At 70.5% G+C, this 14305-nt stretch carries 12 protein-coding genes; 5 read left to right on the forward strand and 7 right to left on the reverse strand.

Annotation, left to right across the window (positions count from 1 at the left end; translation table 11 throughout):
* Positions 1-31: 31 nt before the first annotated feature.
* From ACFP2V_RS20630 to ACFP2V_RS20645, 4 genes are all read right to left on the reverse strand, one after another.
* Positions 32-451, reverse strand: a complete 420-nt coding sequence (locus ACFP2V_RS20630) for a Fur family transcriptional regulator (protein WP_381214327.1) — start codon at positions 449-451, stop codon at positions 32-34.
* Between the two features lie 65 nt (positions 452-516).
* Positions 517-1419, reverse strand: a complete 903-nt coding sequence (locus tag ACFP2V_RS20635; protein WP_381214330.1) for a metal ABC transporter permease — start codon at positions 1417-1419, stop codon at positions 517-519.
* Positions 1419-2255 carry a metal ABC transporter ATP-binding protein gene (locus ACFP2V_RS20640; protein ID WP_381214332.1) on the reverse strand — a complete coding sequence of 279 codons (837 nt, stop codon included), beginning with the start codon at positions 2253-2255 and terminating at the stop codon, positions 1419-1421. The genes ACFP2V_RS20635 and ACFP2V_RS20640 overlap by 1 nt, the downstream gene beginning before the upstream one ends.
* A 40-nt stretch (positions 2256-2295) precedes the next feature.
* Positions 2296-3285, reverse strand: coding sequence for a metal ABC transporter substrate-binding protein (locus ACFP2V_RS20645; RefSeq protein ID WP_381214335.1), 990 nt, complete (start codon positions 3283-3285; stop codon positions 2296-2298).
* Between the two features lie 171 nt (positions 3286-3456).
* On the opposite strand from ACFP2V_RS20645, the gene ACFP2V_RS20650 reads away from it, so the two are divergent.
* On the forward strand, positions 3457-4839 hold the full coding sequence (locus tag ACFP2V_RS20650; RefSeq protein WP_055592243.1) for a glycine--tRNA ligase: 1383 nt from the start codon (positions 3457-3459) through the stop codon (positions 4837-4839).
* 64 nt (positions 4840-4903) lie between these two features.
* Here the strand turns inward: ACFP2V_RS20650 and ACFP2V_RS20655 are convergent, their stop codons facing one another.
* Together ACFP2V_RS20655 and ACFP2V_RS20660 are read right to left on the reverse strand one after the other, a co-directional pair.
* On the reverse strand, positions 4904-5110 hold the full coding sequence (locus ACFP2V_RS20655; protein WP_381214339.1) for a hypothetical protein: 207 nt from the start codon (positions 5108-5110) through the stop codon (positions 4904-4906).
* A gap of 166 nt (positions 5111-5276) precedes the next feature.
* Positions 5277-6722: an MFS transporter gene (locus tag ACFP2V_RS20660; RefSeq protein ID WP_381214341.1), complete on the reverse strand. Its 1446-nt coding sequence runs from the start codon at positions 6720-6722 to the stop codon at positions 5277-5279.
* Between the two features lie 77 nt (positions 6723-6799).
* Here ACFP2V_RS20660 and dusB point away from each other — a divergent pair, with 77 nt between their 5' ends.
* Positions 6800-7966 (forward strand): tRNA dihydrouridine synthase DusB, encoded by a 1167-nt coding sequence (gene dusB, locus ACFP2V_RS20665; protein WP_381214344.1) that lies wholly within the window; start codon positions 6800-6802, stop codon positions 7964-7966.
* 39 nt (positions 7967-8005) lie between these two features.
* On the opposite strand, the gene ACFP2V_RS20670 is transcribed toward dusB, so the two are convergent.
* Positions 8006-9883 carry an alkaline phosphatase family protein gene (locus ACFP2V_RS20670; RefSeq protein ID WP_381214346.1) on the reverse strand — a complete coding sequence of 626 codons (1878 nt, stop codon included), beginning with the start codon at positions 9881-9883 and terminating at the stop codon, positions 8006-8008.
* A gap of 597 nt (positions 9884-10480) precedes the next feature.
* Here ACFP2V_RS20670 and ppdK point away from each other — a divergent pair.
* The 3 genes from ppdK (at position 10481) to ACFP2V_RS20685 (ending at position 14251) form a co-directional block, all read left to right on the forward strand.
* On the forward strand, positions 10481-13228 hold the full coding sequence (gene ppdK, locus ACFP2V_RS20675) for a pyruvate, phosphate dikinase (protein ID WP_381214349.1): 2748 nt from the start codon (positions 10481-10483) through the stop codon (positions 13226-13228).
* 208 nt (positions 13229-13436) lie between these two features.
* On the forward strand, positions 13437-14039 hold the full coding sequence (locus tag ACFP2V_RS20680; RefSeq protein WP_381214352.1) for an ArsR/SmtB family transcription factor: 603 nt from the start codon (positions 13437-13439) through the stop codon (positions 14037-14039).
* 14 nt (positions 14040-14053) lie between these two features.
* Complete coding sequence (locus tag ACFP2V_RS20685) at positions 14054-14251, forward strand: hypothetical protein (protein ID WP_381214355.1); 198 nt, start codon at positions 14054-14056, stop codon at positions 14249-14251.
* The last annotated feature ends 54 nt before the right edge of the window (positions 14252-14305 follow it).

Consider the following 14305-nt stretch of genomic DNA (forward strand, 5'->3'; position numbering starts at 1 on the left):
CACCTCCGCGCCCCTCGTCGTGTCCGGGGTCTCAGTCGCCGCTCGCCGCCGCGCACTCCGCGCAGGTCCCGAAGATCTCCACGGTGTGGGCCACGTTGACGTAGCCGTGCTCGGCGGCGATGGCCTCCGCCCAGGTCTCCACGGCCGGGCCCTCGACCTCGACCGCCTTGCCGCAGCTGCGGCAGACCAGGTGGTGGTGGTGGTCGCCGGTGGAGCAGCGGCGGTAGACGGACTCGCCGTCGGCAGTGCGCAGTACATCGACCTCGCCCGCGTCGGCGAGGGACTGCAGGGTGCGGTAGACCGTGGTGAGCCCGACCGAGTCGCCCTTGTGCTTGAGCACGTCGTGCAGCTCCTGCGCACTGCGGAACTCGTCGACGTCCTGGAGCGCAGCCGCCACAGCGGCCCGCTGCCTGGTGGCGCGGCCCTTCACGGGCGGTCCAGCGGTGGTCACCGGTTTCCTCCTCAGGTCTGCCTCTGCCCTGCCGCGGCCATTGTGCCAGGCCGGGCGGAGGGGGGTCAGACGCCGACCTGACCGGGCGGTTTCCGCCCGGTCGGGACGGTGCACTCGGTCAGATCCGGCGCGGGCTGCGCGGCGGCCGGCACACGGGCGCGGCGGCGGGCCAGTGGGGTGGCCAGTACGGTCAGCGCGATGAACGCGGCGATCGTCAGCAGCACGATCGTCGCCCCGGGCGGCACGTCCTGGTAGTAGGAGGTGACCGTGCCGCCGATGGTCACGCCCACGCCGATCGCGACGGCGATGGCGAAGGTGGCGGCGAAGCTGCGGCTGAGCGTCTGGGCGGCGGCGACGGGCACGACCATGAGCGCGCTCACCAGCAGCAGGCCGACCACGCGCATCGCGACGGTGACGGTGACCGCCGCCGTGACCGCGGTGAGCAGGTTCAGGAACCGCACCGGCAGGCCCGTGACCCGCGCGAACTCCTCGTCCTGGCTGACCGCGAACAGCTGGCGGCGCAGACCGATGGTGACCAGCATCACGAACGCGGCCAGCAGGGAGATGGCCGTCACGTCGGCCTCGGAGACCGTCGACAGGGAGCCGAACAGGTACGAGGTGAGGCTCGCGTTGGAGCCGGTCGGGGCGAGGTTGATGAACATCACGCCGCCCGCCATACCGCCGTAGAACAGCATCGCGAGGGCGATGTCACCGCGGGCCTTGCCGTACCAGCGGATCAGTTCCATCAGGACGGCGCCGACGACGGAGACCAGGGTCGCCATCCACACCGGCGACCAGGAGAGCAGGAAGCCGAGGCCGACGCCGGTCATCGCGACGTGCCCGATGCCGTCGCCCATGAGGGCCTGGCGGCGCTGGACGAGGTAGATGCCGACCGCGGGGGCGGTGATGCCGACCAGGACGGCCGCCAGCAGTGCCCGCTGCATGAAGGCGTAGTTCAGGAGGTCCATCAGCTCAGCAGTCCCGTGCGGATCGGTCCGGCGCCCGCCGGTGCGTGCGGGTGTACGTGGTCGGGATGGGGGCACCCCCTGCACGAACGAAGCTGAGTGCTTGGGGGAGCGTGCCGGCCGACGGCCTTGGGGGGCGGGCCGTCGTGCAGAACGCAGCCGTCGCGCAGGACGACCGCCCGGTCGATCAGGGGCTCCAGCGGGCCCAGCTCGTGCAGGACGAGCAGGACGGTGGTGCCCCGGTCGACCTGCCGGCGCAGTATCTTCGCCAGCACCTCCTGGCTGGCCAGGTCGACGCCCGCCATCGGCTCGTCCAGGATCAGCAGCTCGGGTTCGGCGGCGAGCGCGCGGGCGATCAGCACCCGCTGGTGCTGGCCGCCGGAGAGCGCGTCCACGGAGTCCTTCGCCCGGTCCGCCATGCCGACGAGGTCCAGCGCGTGCCGTACGGCCTCGCGGTCGGCCTTGCGGAACACGCCGAAGCGGGTGCGGGAGAGCCGGCCGGAGGCGACCACCTCGGTCAGCGTGGCGGGCACGCCGCCCGCGGCCGTGGTGCGCTGCGGGACGTACCCCACGCGCGCCCAGTCGCGGAACCGCCGCCGCGGGGTGCCGAACAGCTCGATCTCGCCGGCGCCGGCCGGCACCTGGCCGATGACGCTGCGCACGGTCGTCGACTTGCCGGAGCCGTTGGCGCCGAGCAGGGCGACGACCTCGCCGCGGTGCACGGTGAGGTCGACGCCGCGCAGGACGGGGCGCGATCCCAGCTCGGCGTGGACGCCGCGCAGGGATATGACGGGCTCGGTCTTCGGCGTCGATATGGCGGGCTCGGTCTTCGGCGTCATGCTGCCGCCCTCCGGTGGGTCGGTCGGTCGTCCGGGCCGGTCATGCGGTTCCCAGGGCCGTCTGCAGGGCCTTCAGGTTGGACTCCATGACCTCGAAGTAGTTGTCGCCGCGGGAGGTGTCGGTGATGCCCTCGAGCGGGTCGAGGACGTCCGTCCTCAGTCCGGCGTCGCCCGCGACCGTCTTCGCGGTGTCGTCGCTCACCAGTGTCTCGTAGAAGATGGTGGTCACGCCGTCGGCCTTGGCCGTCTCGGCGAGCTCCTTCACGCGGGCCGCGCTGGGCTCGGACTCGGGGTCGAGGCCGTTGATGGCCTCCTCGGTCAGGCCGTAGCGCTCGGCGAAGTAGCCGAAGGAGGCGTGGGTGGTGATGAAGACGTCGGTCTTCCGGCCCTTCAGGCCCGTCTCGAACGTGGTGTCCAGCGCGTTCAGCCTGCCGACCAGGGTCTCGGTGTTCTTCCGGTAGTCGGCGGCGTGGTCGGGGTCGGCCTTCTCGAAGGCCTTGCCGACGCCCTCGGCGACCTCGGCGTACTTGACCGGGTCGAGCCAGACGTGGGGGTCCTTGCCGCCCAGGGTCTCGTGGCTGTGGCCCTCGTGCCCGCCCTCGGCCTCGTGGGCGTGGCCCTCGTCCCCGTGGCCGTGCGCGTCCTCGGCGCCGGGCGTCTCCAGGGTGGTCAGGGTGGCCGCGTCGATCTTCGTCTTCACCCCGGACTGGCCGATGGCCTCGTCGACGCTGGGCTGCAGGCCCTTGAGGTAGAGCGCCGCGTCGGTCTTCTCGAGCTGCACGGTCTGCTTGGCGCTGATCTCCAGGTCGTGCGGTTCCTGGCCGGGCTGGGTCAGGCTGGTGACGTTCACATGGTCGCCGCCGATCTGCTCGGCCAGGAACGCCATCGGGTAGAAGGAGGCGACGACGTCGAACTTCCCGGTGTTGCCCGCGGCGGTGCTGTCGGAGGAGCAGGCGGACAGGGCGCCCATGGCGATCGCGGTGACCGCGGTCACCGCTGCCGTGGGTATGAGGCGTCGTCGTACGTTCATGACTCCCATTTTCAACAAATATGGAAACCGTTGTCAACAAGGTGGGCGAGGGGCCGGGGGCTCCCTGGCGCGGGCCCCGAATTGGTCGGGGGGCAGGGCCCGCCGGTAGCCTGAGTGCTTCGCTGGAAGCAATCTCGCTTCGTCGCCCGTCGTCGTAATGAAGAGAGCACCGTGGCCGCCGACAAGATCGACACCATCGTCAGCCTGAGCAAGCGCCGAGGCTTCGTATTCCCCTGCAGTGAGATCTACGGCGGCCAGCGTGCCGCCTGGGACTACGGGCCGTTGGGTGTCGAGCTCAAGGAGAACCTCAAGCGCCAGTGGTGGCGCTACATGGTGACGTCACGTGAGGACGTCGTGGGTATCGACTCGTCGGTGATCCTGGCCCCCGAGGTGTGGGTCGCCTCCGGTCACGTCGCCACCTTCTCCGACCCGCTCACCGAATGCACCGCCTGTCACAAGCGGTTCCGCGCGGACCACTTGGAAGAGGCGTACGAGGAGAAGAAGGGCCGCGCCCCGGAGAACGGCCTCGCCGACATCAACTGCCCCAACTGCGGCAACAAGGGCCAGTTCACCGAGCCCAAGCAGTTCTCGGGCCTGCTCTCCACCCACCTCGGCCCGACGCAGGACTCCGGCTCCGTCGCCTACCTGCGCCCCGAGACCGCCCAGGGCATCTTCACCAACTTCGCCCAGGTGCAGACCACCTCGCGCCGCAAGCCGCCGTTCGGCATCGCCCAGATCGGCAAGTCCTTCCGCAACGAGATCACGCCCGGCAACTTCATCTTCCGCACCCGCGAGTTCGAGCAGATGGAGATGGAGTTCTTCGTCAAGCCGGGCGAGGACGAGCAGTGGCAGGAGTACTGGATGGAGCAGCGCTGGAACTGGTACACCGGCCTCGGCATGCGCGAGGAGAACATGCGGTGGTACGACCACCCGAAGGAGAAGCTCTCCCACTACTCCAAGCGCACCGCCGACATCGAGTACCGCTTCCAGTTCGGCGGCAGTGAGTGGGGCGAGCTCGAGGGCGTCGCCAACCGCACCGACTACGACCTCGGCGCCCACTCCAAGGCCTCCGGCCAGGACCTCTCCTACTTCGACCAGGAGGCCGGCGAGCGCTGGACGCCGTACGTCATCGAGCCGGCGGCCGGTCTCGGCCGGGCGATGCTCGCCTTCCTGATCGACGCCTACGTCGAGGACGAGGCGCCCAACGCCAAGGGCAAGCTGGAGAAGCGCACGGTGCTGCGTCTCGACCCGCGCCTGGCGCCCGTGAAGGTCGCGGTGCTCCCGCTCTCCCGCAACCCGGAGCTGTCGCCGAAGGCCAAGGGCCTCGCCCAGGCGCTGCGGCAGAACTGGAACATCGAGTTCGACGACGCCGGCGCCATCGGCCGCCGCTACCGCCGCCAGGACGAGATCGGTACGCCGTTCTGCGTCACGGTCGACTTCGACACGCTCGAGGACAACGCGGTGACGGTGCGCGAGCGCGACACCATGAAGCAGGAGCGGGTCTCCCTCGACCAGATCGAGGGCTACCTGGCGAGCCGACTGGTCGGCTGCTGACGCCGTAGCACCGCCGACTTGCCGAGCCGCCCCGGACAGCGCTTCCCGCGCCGCCCGGGGCGGCTCATCTCTCCGTGGGGTCCACCGTCGCCTGGTGGGCCTGTGCCAGATGTTCCTGCGCCTTCAGCCAGGGCAGGAACTGGGCGCGTTGGCGCCAGTCGCAGGTCTCGCAGCTGATCGTGCGCTGCACACCGGTGCGCCGGACCCGTACGACGTGCTCCCGGCCGTGCTGGTCCCAGCGGCTGACTTTGCTCGTGTCGATCCGGGACATGAGCCCTCCGGCATCCGCGGTCGTTGTCGCGTCCTTGTCGTCCCCGGTCGGGGACGACAAGGAGTGTGCGGCAAGACCAACATCAACAGGGGTTCTCCCCGGGCGAATTCGGTGGAGACTCGGCCCGCATGGGAGATCGCGGGCGTTCGCACGGGGTGACGCGCGCTCAGGCGTCCACTCCGGCCGTCTCGCGGATCTCCGCCGTCTCCAGCCGCTCGGCCGTCCGCCGCGCGGTCGCGCGGGCCCACCGGCCCGAGGTCGCCGCGCCCACCACCAGCACCGCGAACCCGCACACGGCGAGGATCCACCAGCCGGGCCGCGAGGCCGCCACGAAGCCGTCCGCGTACGAGGAGGAGCCCACCCCGGCCGCCAGCACCGCGCCGATCACCGCGACGCCGAGCGCCTGGCCCAGCTGCCGGCTGGTGGAGGCCACCGCCGAGGCCACCCCGGCCTGGGCGCGGGGCATGCCGGAGACGGCGGTGTTGGTGATGGGCGCGTTGACGAAGCCGAAGCCGACGCCGAACAGGACGTACCCGAGGACCAGCGTGGCATTGGACGTCTCGGCCTCGAAGAGGGCGAAGAGGAGTCCGGCCGCCGTCATCGCGCCGCCCGCGATCAGCAGCGGCAGCCGGGGCCCCCGACTGCCGACCAGCCGGCCGGAGAGCGGGGCGCACAGGAACGTCGGGAGGGCCATGGGGAGCATCCACAGCCCGGCCTCCAGGGCGCTCAGGCCCCGTACGTTCTGCAGATAGAGCGTCGACAGGAACAGGAACCCGCCGAGCGCTGCGAACGCGCTCACCGCGATCACCGTGGCCCCGCTGAACGGTGCCGAGCGGAAGAAGCGCAGGTCGATGAGGGGTTCGTGGCGCCGGGACTCGTAGCGGAGCAGGGCGATCAGGGACGCGAGCGCGAGGGCGCCGAAGGGGGCCGTGGTGGAGAGCGGCGCGTGCGGTGCCTCGATGATCGCGTACGTCAGTGAGCCGAACAGGGTGATGAGCAGCAGCTGGCCCACCGGGTCGGTGCGGCGGGCCTGGGGAGCCCGGGACTCCGGGACGAAGCGCAGGGTGAGGACGAGGGCGGCGAGGCCCACCGGCAGGTTGATCCAGAAGATGGAGCGCCAGCCGACGGAGTCCACCAGCAGACCTCCGACGAGGGGTCCCGCCGCCATCGACAGGCCGACGACCGCGCCCCACGCGCCGATCGCGCGGGCGCGTTCGCGCGGGTCGGTGAAGGTGTTGGTGATGATCGACATGGCGACCGGGTTGAGCATCGAACCGCCCACCGCCTGCACCATGCGGAAGGCGACCAGCGCGTCCAGGTTCGGCGCGAGCGAGCACAGCAGCGAGCCGAGGGTGAAGACGACCAGGCCCGCCGTGAAGACCCGTCTGCGGCCGATCCGGTCGGCCGTGGAGCCGGCGAGCATGAGCAGCGACGCCAGGACGAGGGTGTACGCGTCGATGGTCCACTGCAGGCCCGCGGTGCTCGCGTCCAAATCCTTCTGGAGCGACGGCAGGGCGACGTTCAGAACCGTGTTGTCCAGGCTCACGAGGAGCAGGCTCATGCAGCAGATCGCGAGCACGAGGAGACGTCGGCGAGGGCTGAACTCGGACATGGGTGCCATCGTAGCGCGGTTCAATAGTGCGGCTAACTAATGACCGATGCGCCCTTGGCATGCGGGACAATGGAGAAATGTCCACGCCCCCCTCCACCCCGAACCCGGCCCCGGACTCGCGCGACCTGACGATCGGCCCGTACGCGGTCCGGCCGCCCGTCGTGCTGGCCCCCATGGCCGGGATCACCAACGCGCCCTTCCGCACGCTCTGCAGAGAGTTCAGCGGCGGCAAGGGGCTGTTCGTCAGCGAGATGATCACCACCCGGGCGCTGGTCGAACGCAACGAGAAGACCATGCAGCTGATCACGTTCGACGCGAGCGAGACCCCGCGCTCGATCCAGTTGTACGGCGTGGACCCGGTGACCGTCGGCAAGGCGGTCCGCATGATCGTCGAGGAGGACCTCGCCGACCACATCGACCTCAACTTCGGCTGCCCGGTGCCGAAGGTGACCCGCAAGGGCGGCGGCTCGGCCCTGCCCTACAAGCGGAACCTGCTGCGCTCCATCCTGCGCGAGGCGGTCGCCGGCGCCGGGGACCTGCCGGTCACGATCAAGATGCGCAAGGGCATCGACGACGACCACCTGACCTACCTGGACGCCGGACGCATCGCCGTGGAAGAGGGCGTGAGCGCCGTCGCCCTGCACGGCCGCACCACCGCCCAGCACTACGGCGGCACCGCCGACTGGGACGCCATCGCCCGGCTCAAGGAGCATGTGCCGGAGATCCCCGTGCTCGGCAACGGCGACATCTGGTCCGCCGACGACGCGCTGCGGATGGTGCGCGAGACGGGCTGCGACGGGGTCGTGGTGGGGCGCGGCTGCCTGGGGCGGCCGTGGCTGTTCGCCGACCTGGTCGCGTCCTTCGAGGGCCGGGACGACTTCTGCCGACCCACGCTGCGCGAGGTCGCCGACGTCATGGTCCGGCACGCCACCCTGCTCGGCGAGTGGATCGGTGACGAGGCCCGCGGGGTGATCGACTTCCGCAAGCACGTCGCCTGGTACCTGAAGGGTTTCGCGGTCGGCTCCGAGATGCGGAGACGGCTCGCGATCACCTCGTCCCTCGAGGCGCTGCGGGCCGGGCTGGACGAACTGGACCTGGACCAGCCCTGGCCGGCCGGAGCGGACGGCCCTCGCGGCCGGACGTCCGGCAACAACCGGGTGGCGCTGCCGGACGGCTGGCTGAAGGACCCGTACGAGTGCGCGGGCGTCGGCGAGGAAGCCGAACTCGACACGTCCGGCGGCTGAGCCGGGTCGCTTCGGCGCAGGGGGCGGGGCGGCGCCGGTTCAGCCTCCGGCGGGGTGCGGGACGGAGCCGTACGCTTCCAGGAAGCGGTTGCGGAAGGCGTCCATGCGCCACACGGGCGCGTCCCGGTCCGGCCTGAGCCCCTCCGTCCAGTTCCAGTCGGCGACCTTGTCCAGCACCTCCGGGTCCCTGGCGACGATCGTCACCGGCACGTCCCGGCTCGCCCGCAGGCCGCTGACCCGGGCGATGGGCTGGTGGTCGCCGAGGAAGACGAGGACGGTGTCGTCCGTGCCGTAGCGCTCCAGCCACTGGGTGAGGGCGGTCACCGAGTACTCGACCGACTTGCCGTACTCCCGACGGGACTCGGTGGTGTCCGCGATGATGTCGCCGGGCTGCTTGCCCGCCTTCTGGACGGGGCCGAAGACGGAGCCGTCGCCGAGTTCGTCCCAGCCGACCAGCTCGGGGAGGGGCGCCCAGGGCTGGTGGCTGGAGGTCAGGATGATCTCCGCCATCAGGTTCTTGTTCCCGTCGCGCTTCCTGCCGTGCTCCAGGCGCTGGAAAGCCTCGAGCGTGTACTGGTCGGGCATCGTCGACCAGCTGAACTTCGGGCCCCGGTAGCCCAGCCGGAAGGCGTCGTAGACCTTGTCGAGGCCGAACCACGTCGCCTCCGGCCAGCCCTTCTGGACGCCCGGCACGACGCCGACGGTGTCCCAGCCGCCCGCCTTCCCGAACGCCTTGGTGAGCGTGAGGCGGTCGCTCGCGGTGGCGGTGCGGTAGCGCTGCTGGTTGTCGATCCACAGGCCGGACAGCGCCGTCGAGTGGCCGAGCCAGCTGCTGCCGCCGAACGTCGACGACGTCAGCCAACCGCTGCGCGCCGCGAACCCCGCCTTCGCGAGCGACTCGGTGCCGGTGTCCAGGGTGCCGGTGACGCCGGGGGCGATCACCGGGTCCTCCAGGGCGGCCCGGCCGTAGCTCTCGATGAACGTGATGAGGACGTCCTTGCCGCGCAGGTCGGGCAGGAGCTGGTCGGACGGCGTGCCCGCGAACGGGTCCGTGCGCGCCACCCTCTCGAACGCCGCCTCGTCGCGCAGTGTGTCCCGCACGCGCTTGCCCTGCACCTTCAGCGCGGCCGCGGCCCGGTCGGAGGCGACCGGCACACCGGATATCTGCAGGCCGAGGGCGGTACAGGTGATCCACACGGTGCCCGCGATCAGCGCGCCCCGGGTGGCCCGCGTGCGGTGCCGGGCCAGCAGGCCGCTCAGCCGGACCGCGGCGAGCGCCGTCACGACCACCAGGAGCAGGGCGAGGACGACCGCGCCGACGGCGGCGGCGGTGGCGGCGGCGCCACCCATCGAGTCCTCGACGTAGTGCTGCGCGTCGTCGAGCAGCCCCCAGTCGAGCACCACGTTGAAGCCCCGGCCCAGATACTCGTTGAAGCCGATGTCCAGCAGGTTCAGCACGGTCAGCCCGGCGACGCCGGCCCCGTACAGCGCGGCGGCGACGATCCGTGGCCGGCGCGGCAGGGCGAGCAGCAGCACCGCGCCGATGATCGCCTCGGCCGGAATCCGGGTGAACCGGTTGGGGCGCAGGGCGCCGGCGGTGTTCGGCAGCAGGAGCGCGCCGACGATCAGCGCGGCGGCGAGGCCGTGCAGCGTCCAGCGGGCGGCGCGCGTGGCGCGGGGGTGCTCGGTCCGCAGGCGGGCGTGGCGGGCGCGGAGGGCGCGGAAGGCAAGGGGGAGGGCGCCGGGGGAGCCCGGGGTGGAGTCGCCGGGTGCGGGATCCGGCGCCGCTGGTGCCTTTGAGGTCCCGTTCCCCCGCTTCCCTTCCTCCGCGTGGCCTTCTCCCTCTCGGTCCTCCTTGGTCGTGTGTGTCGGTTCGGTCGTGCGTGTCGGTCGGCGCAGGCGTGTGAAGACGGGCACCCGGAGGTCCTTCCGTGCAAAACCCGGTGAGGTGGCGGACCCGGCGTGGGGGTCCGGATCCGCCGTAGTTCCGTACGGGCACGCTGACCGGCGCGTTCAGCGCGGTGGAGATACGTTCGGCAAACAGGGGGCAAAGGCCGGGCATGCCGTCCGTGGAGCGACGGTGAGGTGCCTGCACAACCGCCCGCGCGGCCGTCGGGGGAGTCGTACGGGGTGCGTCCGCATGGTGAAATCCCGGCGACTGTGGCAGCGTGATTCTCGCCACCCCTGATAAGCATCGCGCTCAGATGAGCGAATCGTGAGCGGCTGCACTTCTCAAAGGATGGCACTCGGTGCCACCCTTTGATCGTTCACCGAGCGAAATCAAACGTGCCGATTGTCGCTCACATGAGCGGCCAGGGTGCTCAATTCGGAGCTGGTGAGTTCAAGAAGTGAACACATGCGGCTGTGAAAGCTTGCCAAGCCTTGACTTTCGATCCCGCGGCGGCGGAGTGGTCGCAGGCGCATGACGCACGTGCGGACGTACCCAGATGCCTTTGATCTGGGTATGTTCCTGCCCGTCAGGGCAGCCACCGCGTCCTCGAGGAGTCGAGACCCGTGTCGGAAAACAAAGATCCCCACGTAGGCCAGCAGGGTCACAGCGTTGAGGGCGTGAAGTTCGTCTACGACTTCACCGAGGGCAACAAGGACCTCAAGGACCTCCTCGGCGGCAAAGGTGCAAACCTCGCCGAGATGACCAATCTGGGTCTTCCCGTCCCTCCCGGCTTCACCATCACCACGGAGGCCTGCAAGGTCTACCTGGAGAGCGGCGCGGAGCCGGCGGCACTGCGTGACGAGGTGAGTGCGCACCTCGACGCCCTCGAAGCGACGATGGGCAAGAAGCTCGGCCAGCCCGACAACCCGCTCCTGGTGTCGGTCCGCTCCGGAGCCAAGTTCTCCATGCCGGGCATGATGGACACCGTCCTCAACATCGGCCTCTCCGACAAGTCCGTGCAGGGACTGGCCAAGCAGGCCGGCGACGACCGCTTCGCCTGGGACTCCTACCGGCGTCTCATCCAGATGTTCGGCAAGACCGTCCTCGGCGTCGACGGCGAGCTGTTCGAGGACGCGCTGGACGCGGCGAAGGCCGCCAAGAAGGTCACGGTCGACACCGAACTGGAGGCCGCCGACCTCAAGAAGCTGGTCACCAAGTTCAAGAAGATCGTCAAGACCGAGGCCGGCCGGGACTTCCCGCAGGACCCGCGCGAGCAGATGGACCTCGCCATCCACGCGGTCTTCGACTCCTGGAACACCGACCGGGCCAAGCTCTACCGCCGCCAGGAGCGCATCCCGGGCGACCTGGGCACGGCCGTCAACGTCTGCTCCATGGTCTTCGGCAACCTCGGCCCCGACTCGGGCACGGGCGTCGCCTTCACCCGCGACCCCGCCTCCGGCCACCAGGGCGTCTACGGCGACTACCTGCAGAACGCCCAGGGCGAGGACGTGGTCGCGGGTATCCGCAACACCGTGCCGCTCGCGGAGCTGGAGCAGATCGACAAGAAGTCGTACGACCAGCTGATGCAGATCATGGAGACGCTGGAGAACCACTACAAGGATCTCTGCGACATCGAGTTCACCATCGAGCGCGGCCAGCTGTGGATGCTCCAGACCCGCGTCGGCAAGCGCACCGCGGGCGCGGCCTTCCGCATCGCCACCCAGCTCGTCGACCAGGGGCTGATCGACGAGGCCGAGGCGCTCATCCGCGTCACCGGCGCGCAGCTCGCCCAGCTGATGTTCCCGCGCTTCGACGAGGACGCGAAGGTCGAGCGGGTCGGGCGCGGCATCGCGGCCTCACCGGGCGCGGCGGTCGGCAAGGCGGTCTTCGACTCGTACACGGCCGTCAAGTGGTCCCGCTCCGGCGAGAAGGTCATCCTGGTCCGCCGTGAGACCAACCCCGACGACCTGGACGGCATGATCGCCGCCGAGGGCATCCTCACCTCCCGCGGCGGCAAGACCTCGCACGCCGCCGTCGTCGCGCGCGGCATGGGCAAGACCTGTGTGTGCGGCGCCGAGGAGCTCGAGGTCGACACCAAGCGCCGCCGGATGACCGTCCCCGGCGGGCACGTCGTCGAGGAGGGCGACCTGATCTCCATCGACGGCTCGACCGGCAAGGTCTACCTCGGCGAGGTCCCGGTCGTGCCGTCCCCGGTCGTGGAGTACTTCGAGGGCCGGATGCACCCGGGCGCCGACGACGCCGACGAGCTGGTCGAGGCCGTCCACCGGATGATGGCCTTCGCCGACCGCAAGCGCCGGCTGCGCGTGCGCGCCAACGCCGACAACGCCGAGGACGCGCTGCGCGCCCGCCGCTTCGGCGCCCAGGGCATCGGCCTGTGCCGCACCGAGCACATGTTCCTCGGCGATCGGCGCGAGCTGGTGGAGCGGCTGATCCTGGCCGACACCCAGGACGAGCGCGAGGAGTCCCTCAAGGCGCTGCTGCCGCTGCAGCGGAAGGACTTCGTCGAGCTGTTCGAGGGAATGGACGGCCTCCCGGTCACCGTCCGGCTCCTCGACCCGCCGCTGCACGAGTTCCTGCCCGACATCACCGAACTGTCGGTCCGCGTGGCCCTCGCCGAGTCCCGTCAGGAACCGCACGAGAACGAACTGCGCCTCCTCCAGGCGGTGCACCGGCTGCACGAGCAGAACCCGATGCTGGGCCTGCGCGGCGTCCGGCTCGGTCTGGTCATCCCCGGCCTGTTCACCATGCAGGTACGGGCCATCGCCGAGGCGGCGGCCGAGCGCAAGAGCGCCAAGGGCGACCCGCGCGCCGAGATCATGATCCCGCTGGTCGGCACGGTCCAGGAGCTGGAGATCGTCCGCGAGGAGGCCGACAAGGTCATCGCGGAGGTCGAGGAGGCCACCGGAACCACACTCAAGCTGGCCATCGGCACGATGATCGAGCTGCCGCGCGCCGCGCTGACCGCCGGCCAGATCGCGGAGGCCGCGCAGTTCTTCTCCTTCGGCACGAACGACCTCACCCAGACGGTGTGGGGCTTCAGCCGGGACGACGTGGAGGCCAGCTTCTTCACCGCGTACCTGGAGAAGGGCATCTTCGGCGTCTCCCCGTTCGAGACCATCGACCGGGACGGCGTCGGCTCCCTGGTGAAGCTCGCCGCCAAGGCCGGCCGCGAGACCCGTCCCGACCTCAAGCTCGGCGTCTGCGGCGAGCACGGCGGCGACCCGGAGTCCGTCCACTTCTTCCACGAGGTGGGCCTGGACTACGTCTCCTGCTCCCCCTTCCGCATCCCGGTCGCCCGCCTGGAGGCCGGCCGCGCGGCGGTCACCTCGAAGGGCAGCGACCACCGCTGAGCCCCGGCCCTCCGGGGTGAGTCAAGCCCCGGAGCCGTTGTCTGTCACCCGACCACCCTCACCGATCGGCAACGGCTCCGGATCACAAAGAGAACGGCGGCACCCGTGCGGGGGTGCCGCCGTTCCTCATGCCGTCCGACCTCATGCCGTCGAACGAGTTGCAAAGAAATCCTTGCAAGCATTTCTTTGCATAGCTACCTTTGTAGGCATGAACGAGCCCCAGGAACCACAGGGCCCGCAGGTCCGCAGTCTCGACGCCCGCTCCCTGCGCGGGCTCGCACATCCACTGCGCATGCAGCTGCTGGACGCCCTGCGCCACGGCGGCCCGGCCACCGCGTCCCAGCTCGCCGCGAAACTGGGCGAGTCGAGCGGCGCGACCAGCTATCACCTGCGCCGGCTCGCCGCGCACGGCTTCATCGAGGACGCCCCCGAGCACGGCAAGGGCAGGGAGCGGTGGTGGAAGGCGGTCCACAAGGGCCTGAGATTCGACGACGCGCTGCTCACCGACGCCAACCCGGACGTACGCGGGGCCGCCGACCTGTACCTCCACGAGGTCGCGACCACCCAGACCCGGGACCTGTCGACCTGGCTCGGCAACCGCCTGACCTGGCCCAAGGAGTGGAGCCAAACCTGGGACATGAGCAGCGCGACACTGCGGCTGACCCCCGAACTGACCCGCGAGCTCGTCGAGAAGATGCACGCCCTCGTCGACACTTACCGTGACCGGGCCCCCGTCGAGGACGACACCGACACCGCCCAGGTACGCATCCACACCCACGCCTTCCCCCTCACCACGGACTCCACGGACTGAAAGGCCACGGCCCGATGCACCCCGAGACCCGCCTCGCCCTGTACCGCATCCGCATCGCCGAACTCCGTACCGAAGCCGACGCCCACCGCCTCGCCGCAGCCGCCCGGCCGGCTCGGCACCCCCGACCCCTCCGCGCCCGTCTCGGCTGGACCCTGGTGGAAGTCGGCCTGCGCCTGGCCGCCGGCCCCAAGGCGGCGGTAGCCGTTCCCTAGTAGGGCTTTGTTAGGTCCTGTGGTGGGGTTCTGGGGTCGGGGCGGGTTGGCCGC

Source organism: Streptomyces incanus, from assembly GCF_042656345.1.
GTDB lineage: Bacteria > Actinomycetota > Actinomycetes > Streptomycetales > Streptomycetaceae > Streptomyces > Streptomyces incanus.

Coding starts and splice junctions, on each gene's coding strand:
- dusB (WP_381214344.1), top strand. CDS start 6,800: ATGTCCACGCCCCCCTCCACCCCGAACCCGGCCCCGGACTCGCGCGAC.
- ACFP2V_RS20640 (WP_381214332.1), bottom strand. CDS start 2,255: ATGACGCCGAAGACCGAGCCCGCCATATCGACGCCGAAGACCGAGCCC.
- ACFP2V_RS20655 (WP_381214339.1), bottom strand. CDS start 5,110: ATGTCCCGGATCGACACGAGCAAAGTCAGCCGCTGGGACCAGCACGGC.
- ACFP2V_RS20645 (WP_381214335.1), bottom strand. CDS start 3,285: ATGAACGTACGACGACGCCTCATACCCACGGCAGCGGTGACCGCGGTC.
- ACFP2V_RS20635 (WP_381214330.1), bottom strand. CDS start 1,419: ATGGACCTCCTGAACTACGCCTTCATGCAGCGGGCACTGCTGGCGGCC.
- ACFP2V_RS20660 (WP_381214341.1), bottom strand. CDS start 6,722: ATGTCCGAGTTCAGCCCTCGCCGACGTCTCCTCGTGCTCGCGATCTGC.
- ACFP2V_RS20680 (WP_381214352.1), top strand. CDS start 13,437: ATGAACGAGCCCCAGGAACCACAGGGCCCGCAGGTCCGCAGTCTCGAC.
- ACFP2V_RS20685 (WP_381214355.1), top strand. CDS start 14,054: ATGCACCCCGAGACCCGCCTCGCCCTGTACCGCATCCGCATCGCCGAA.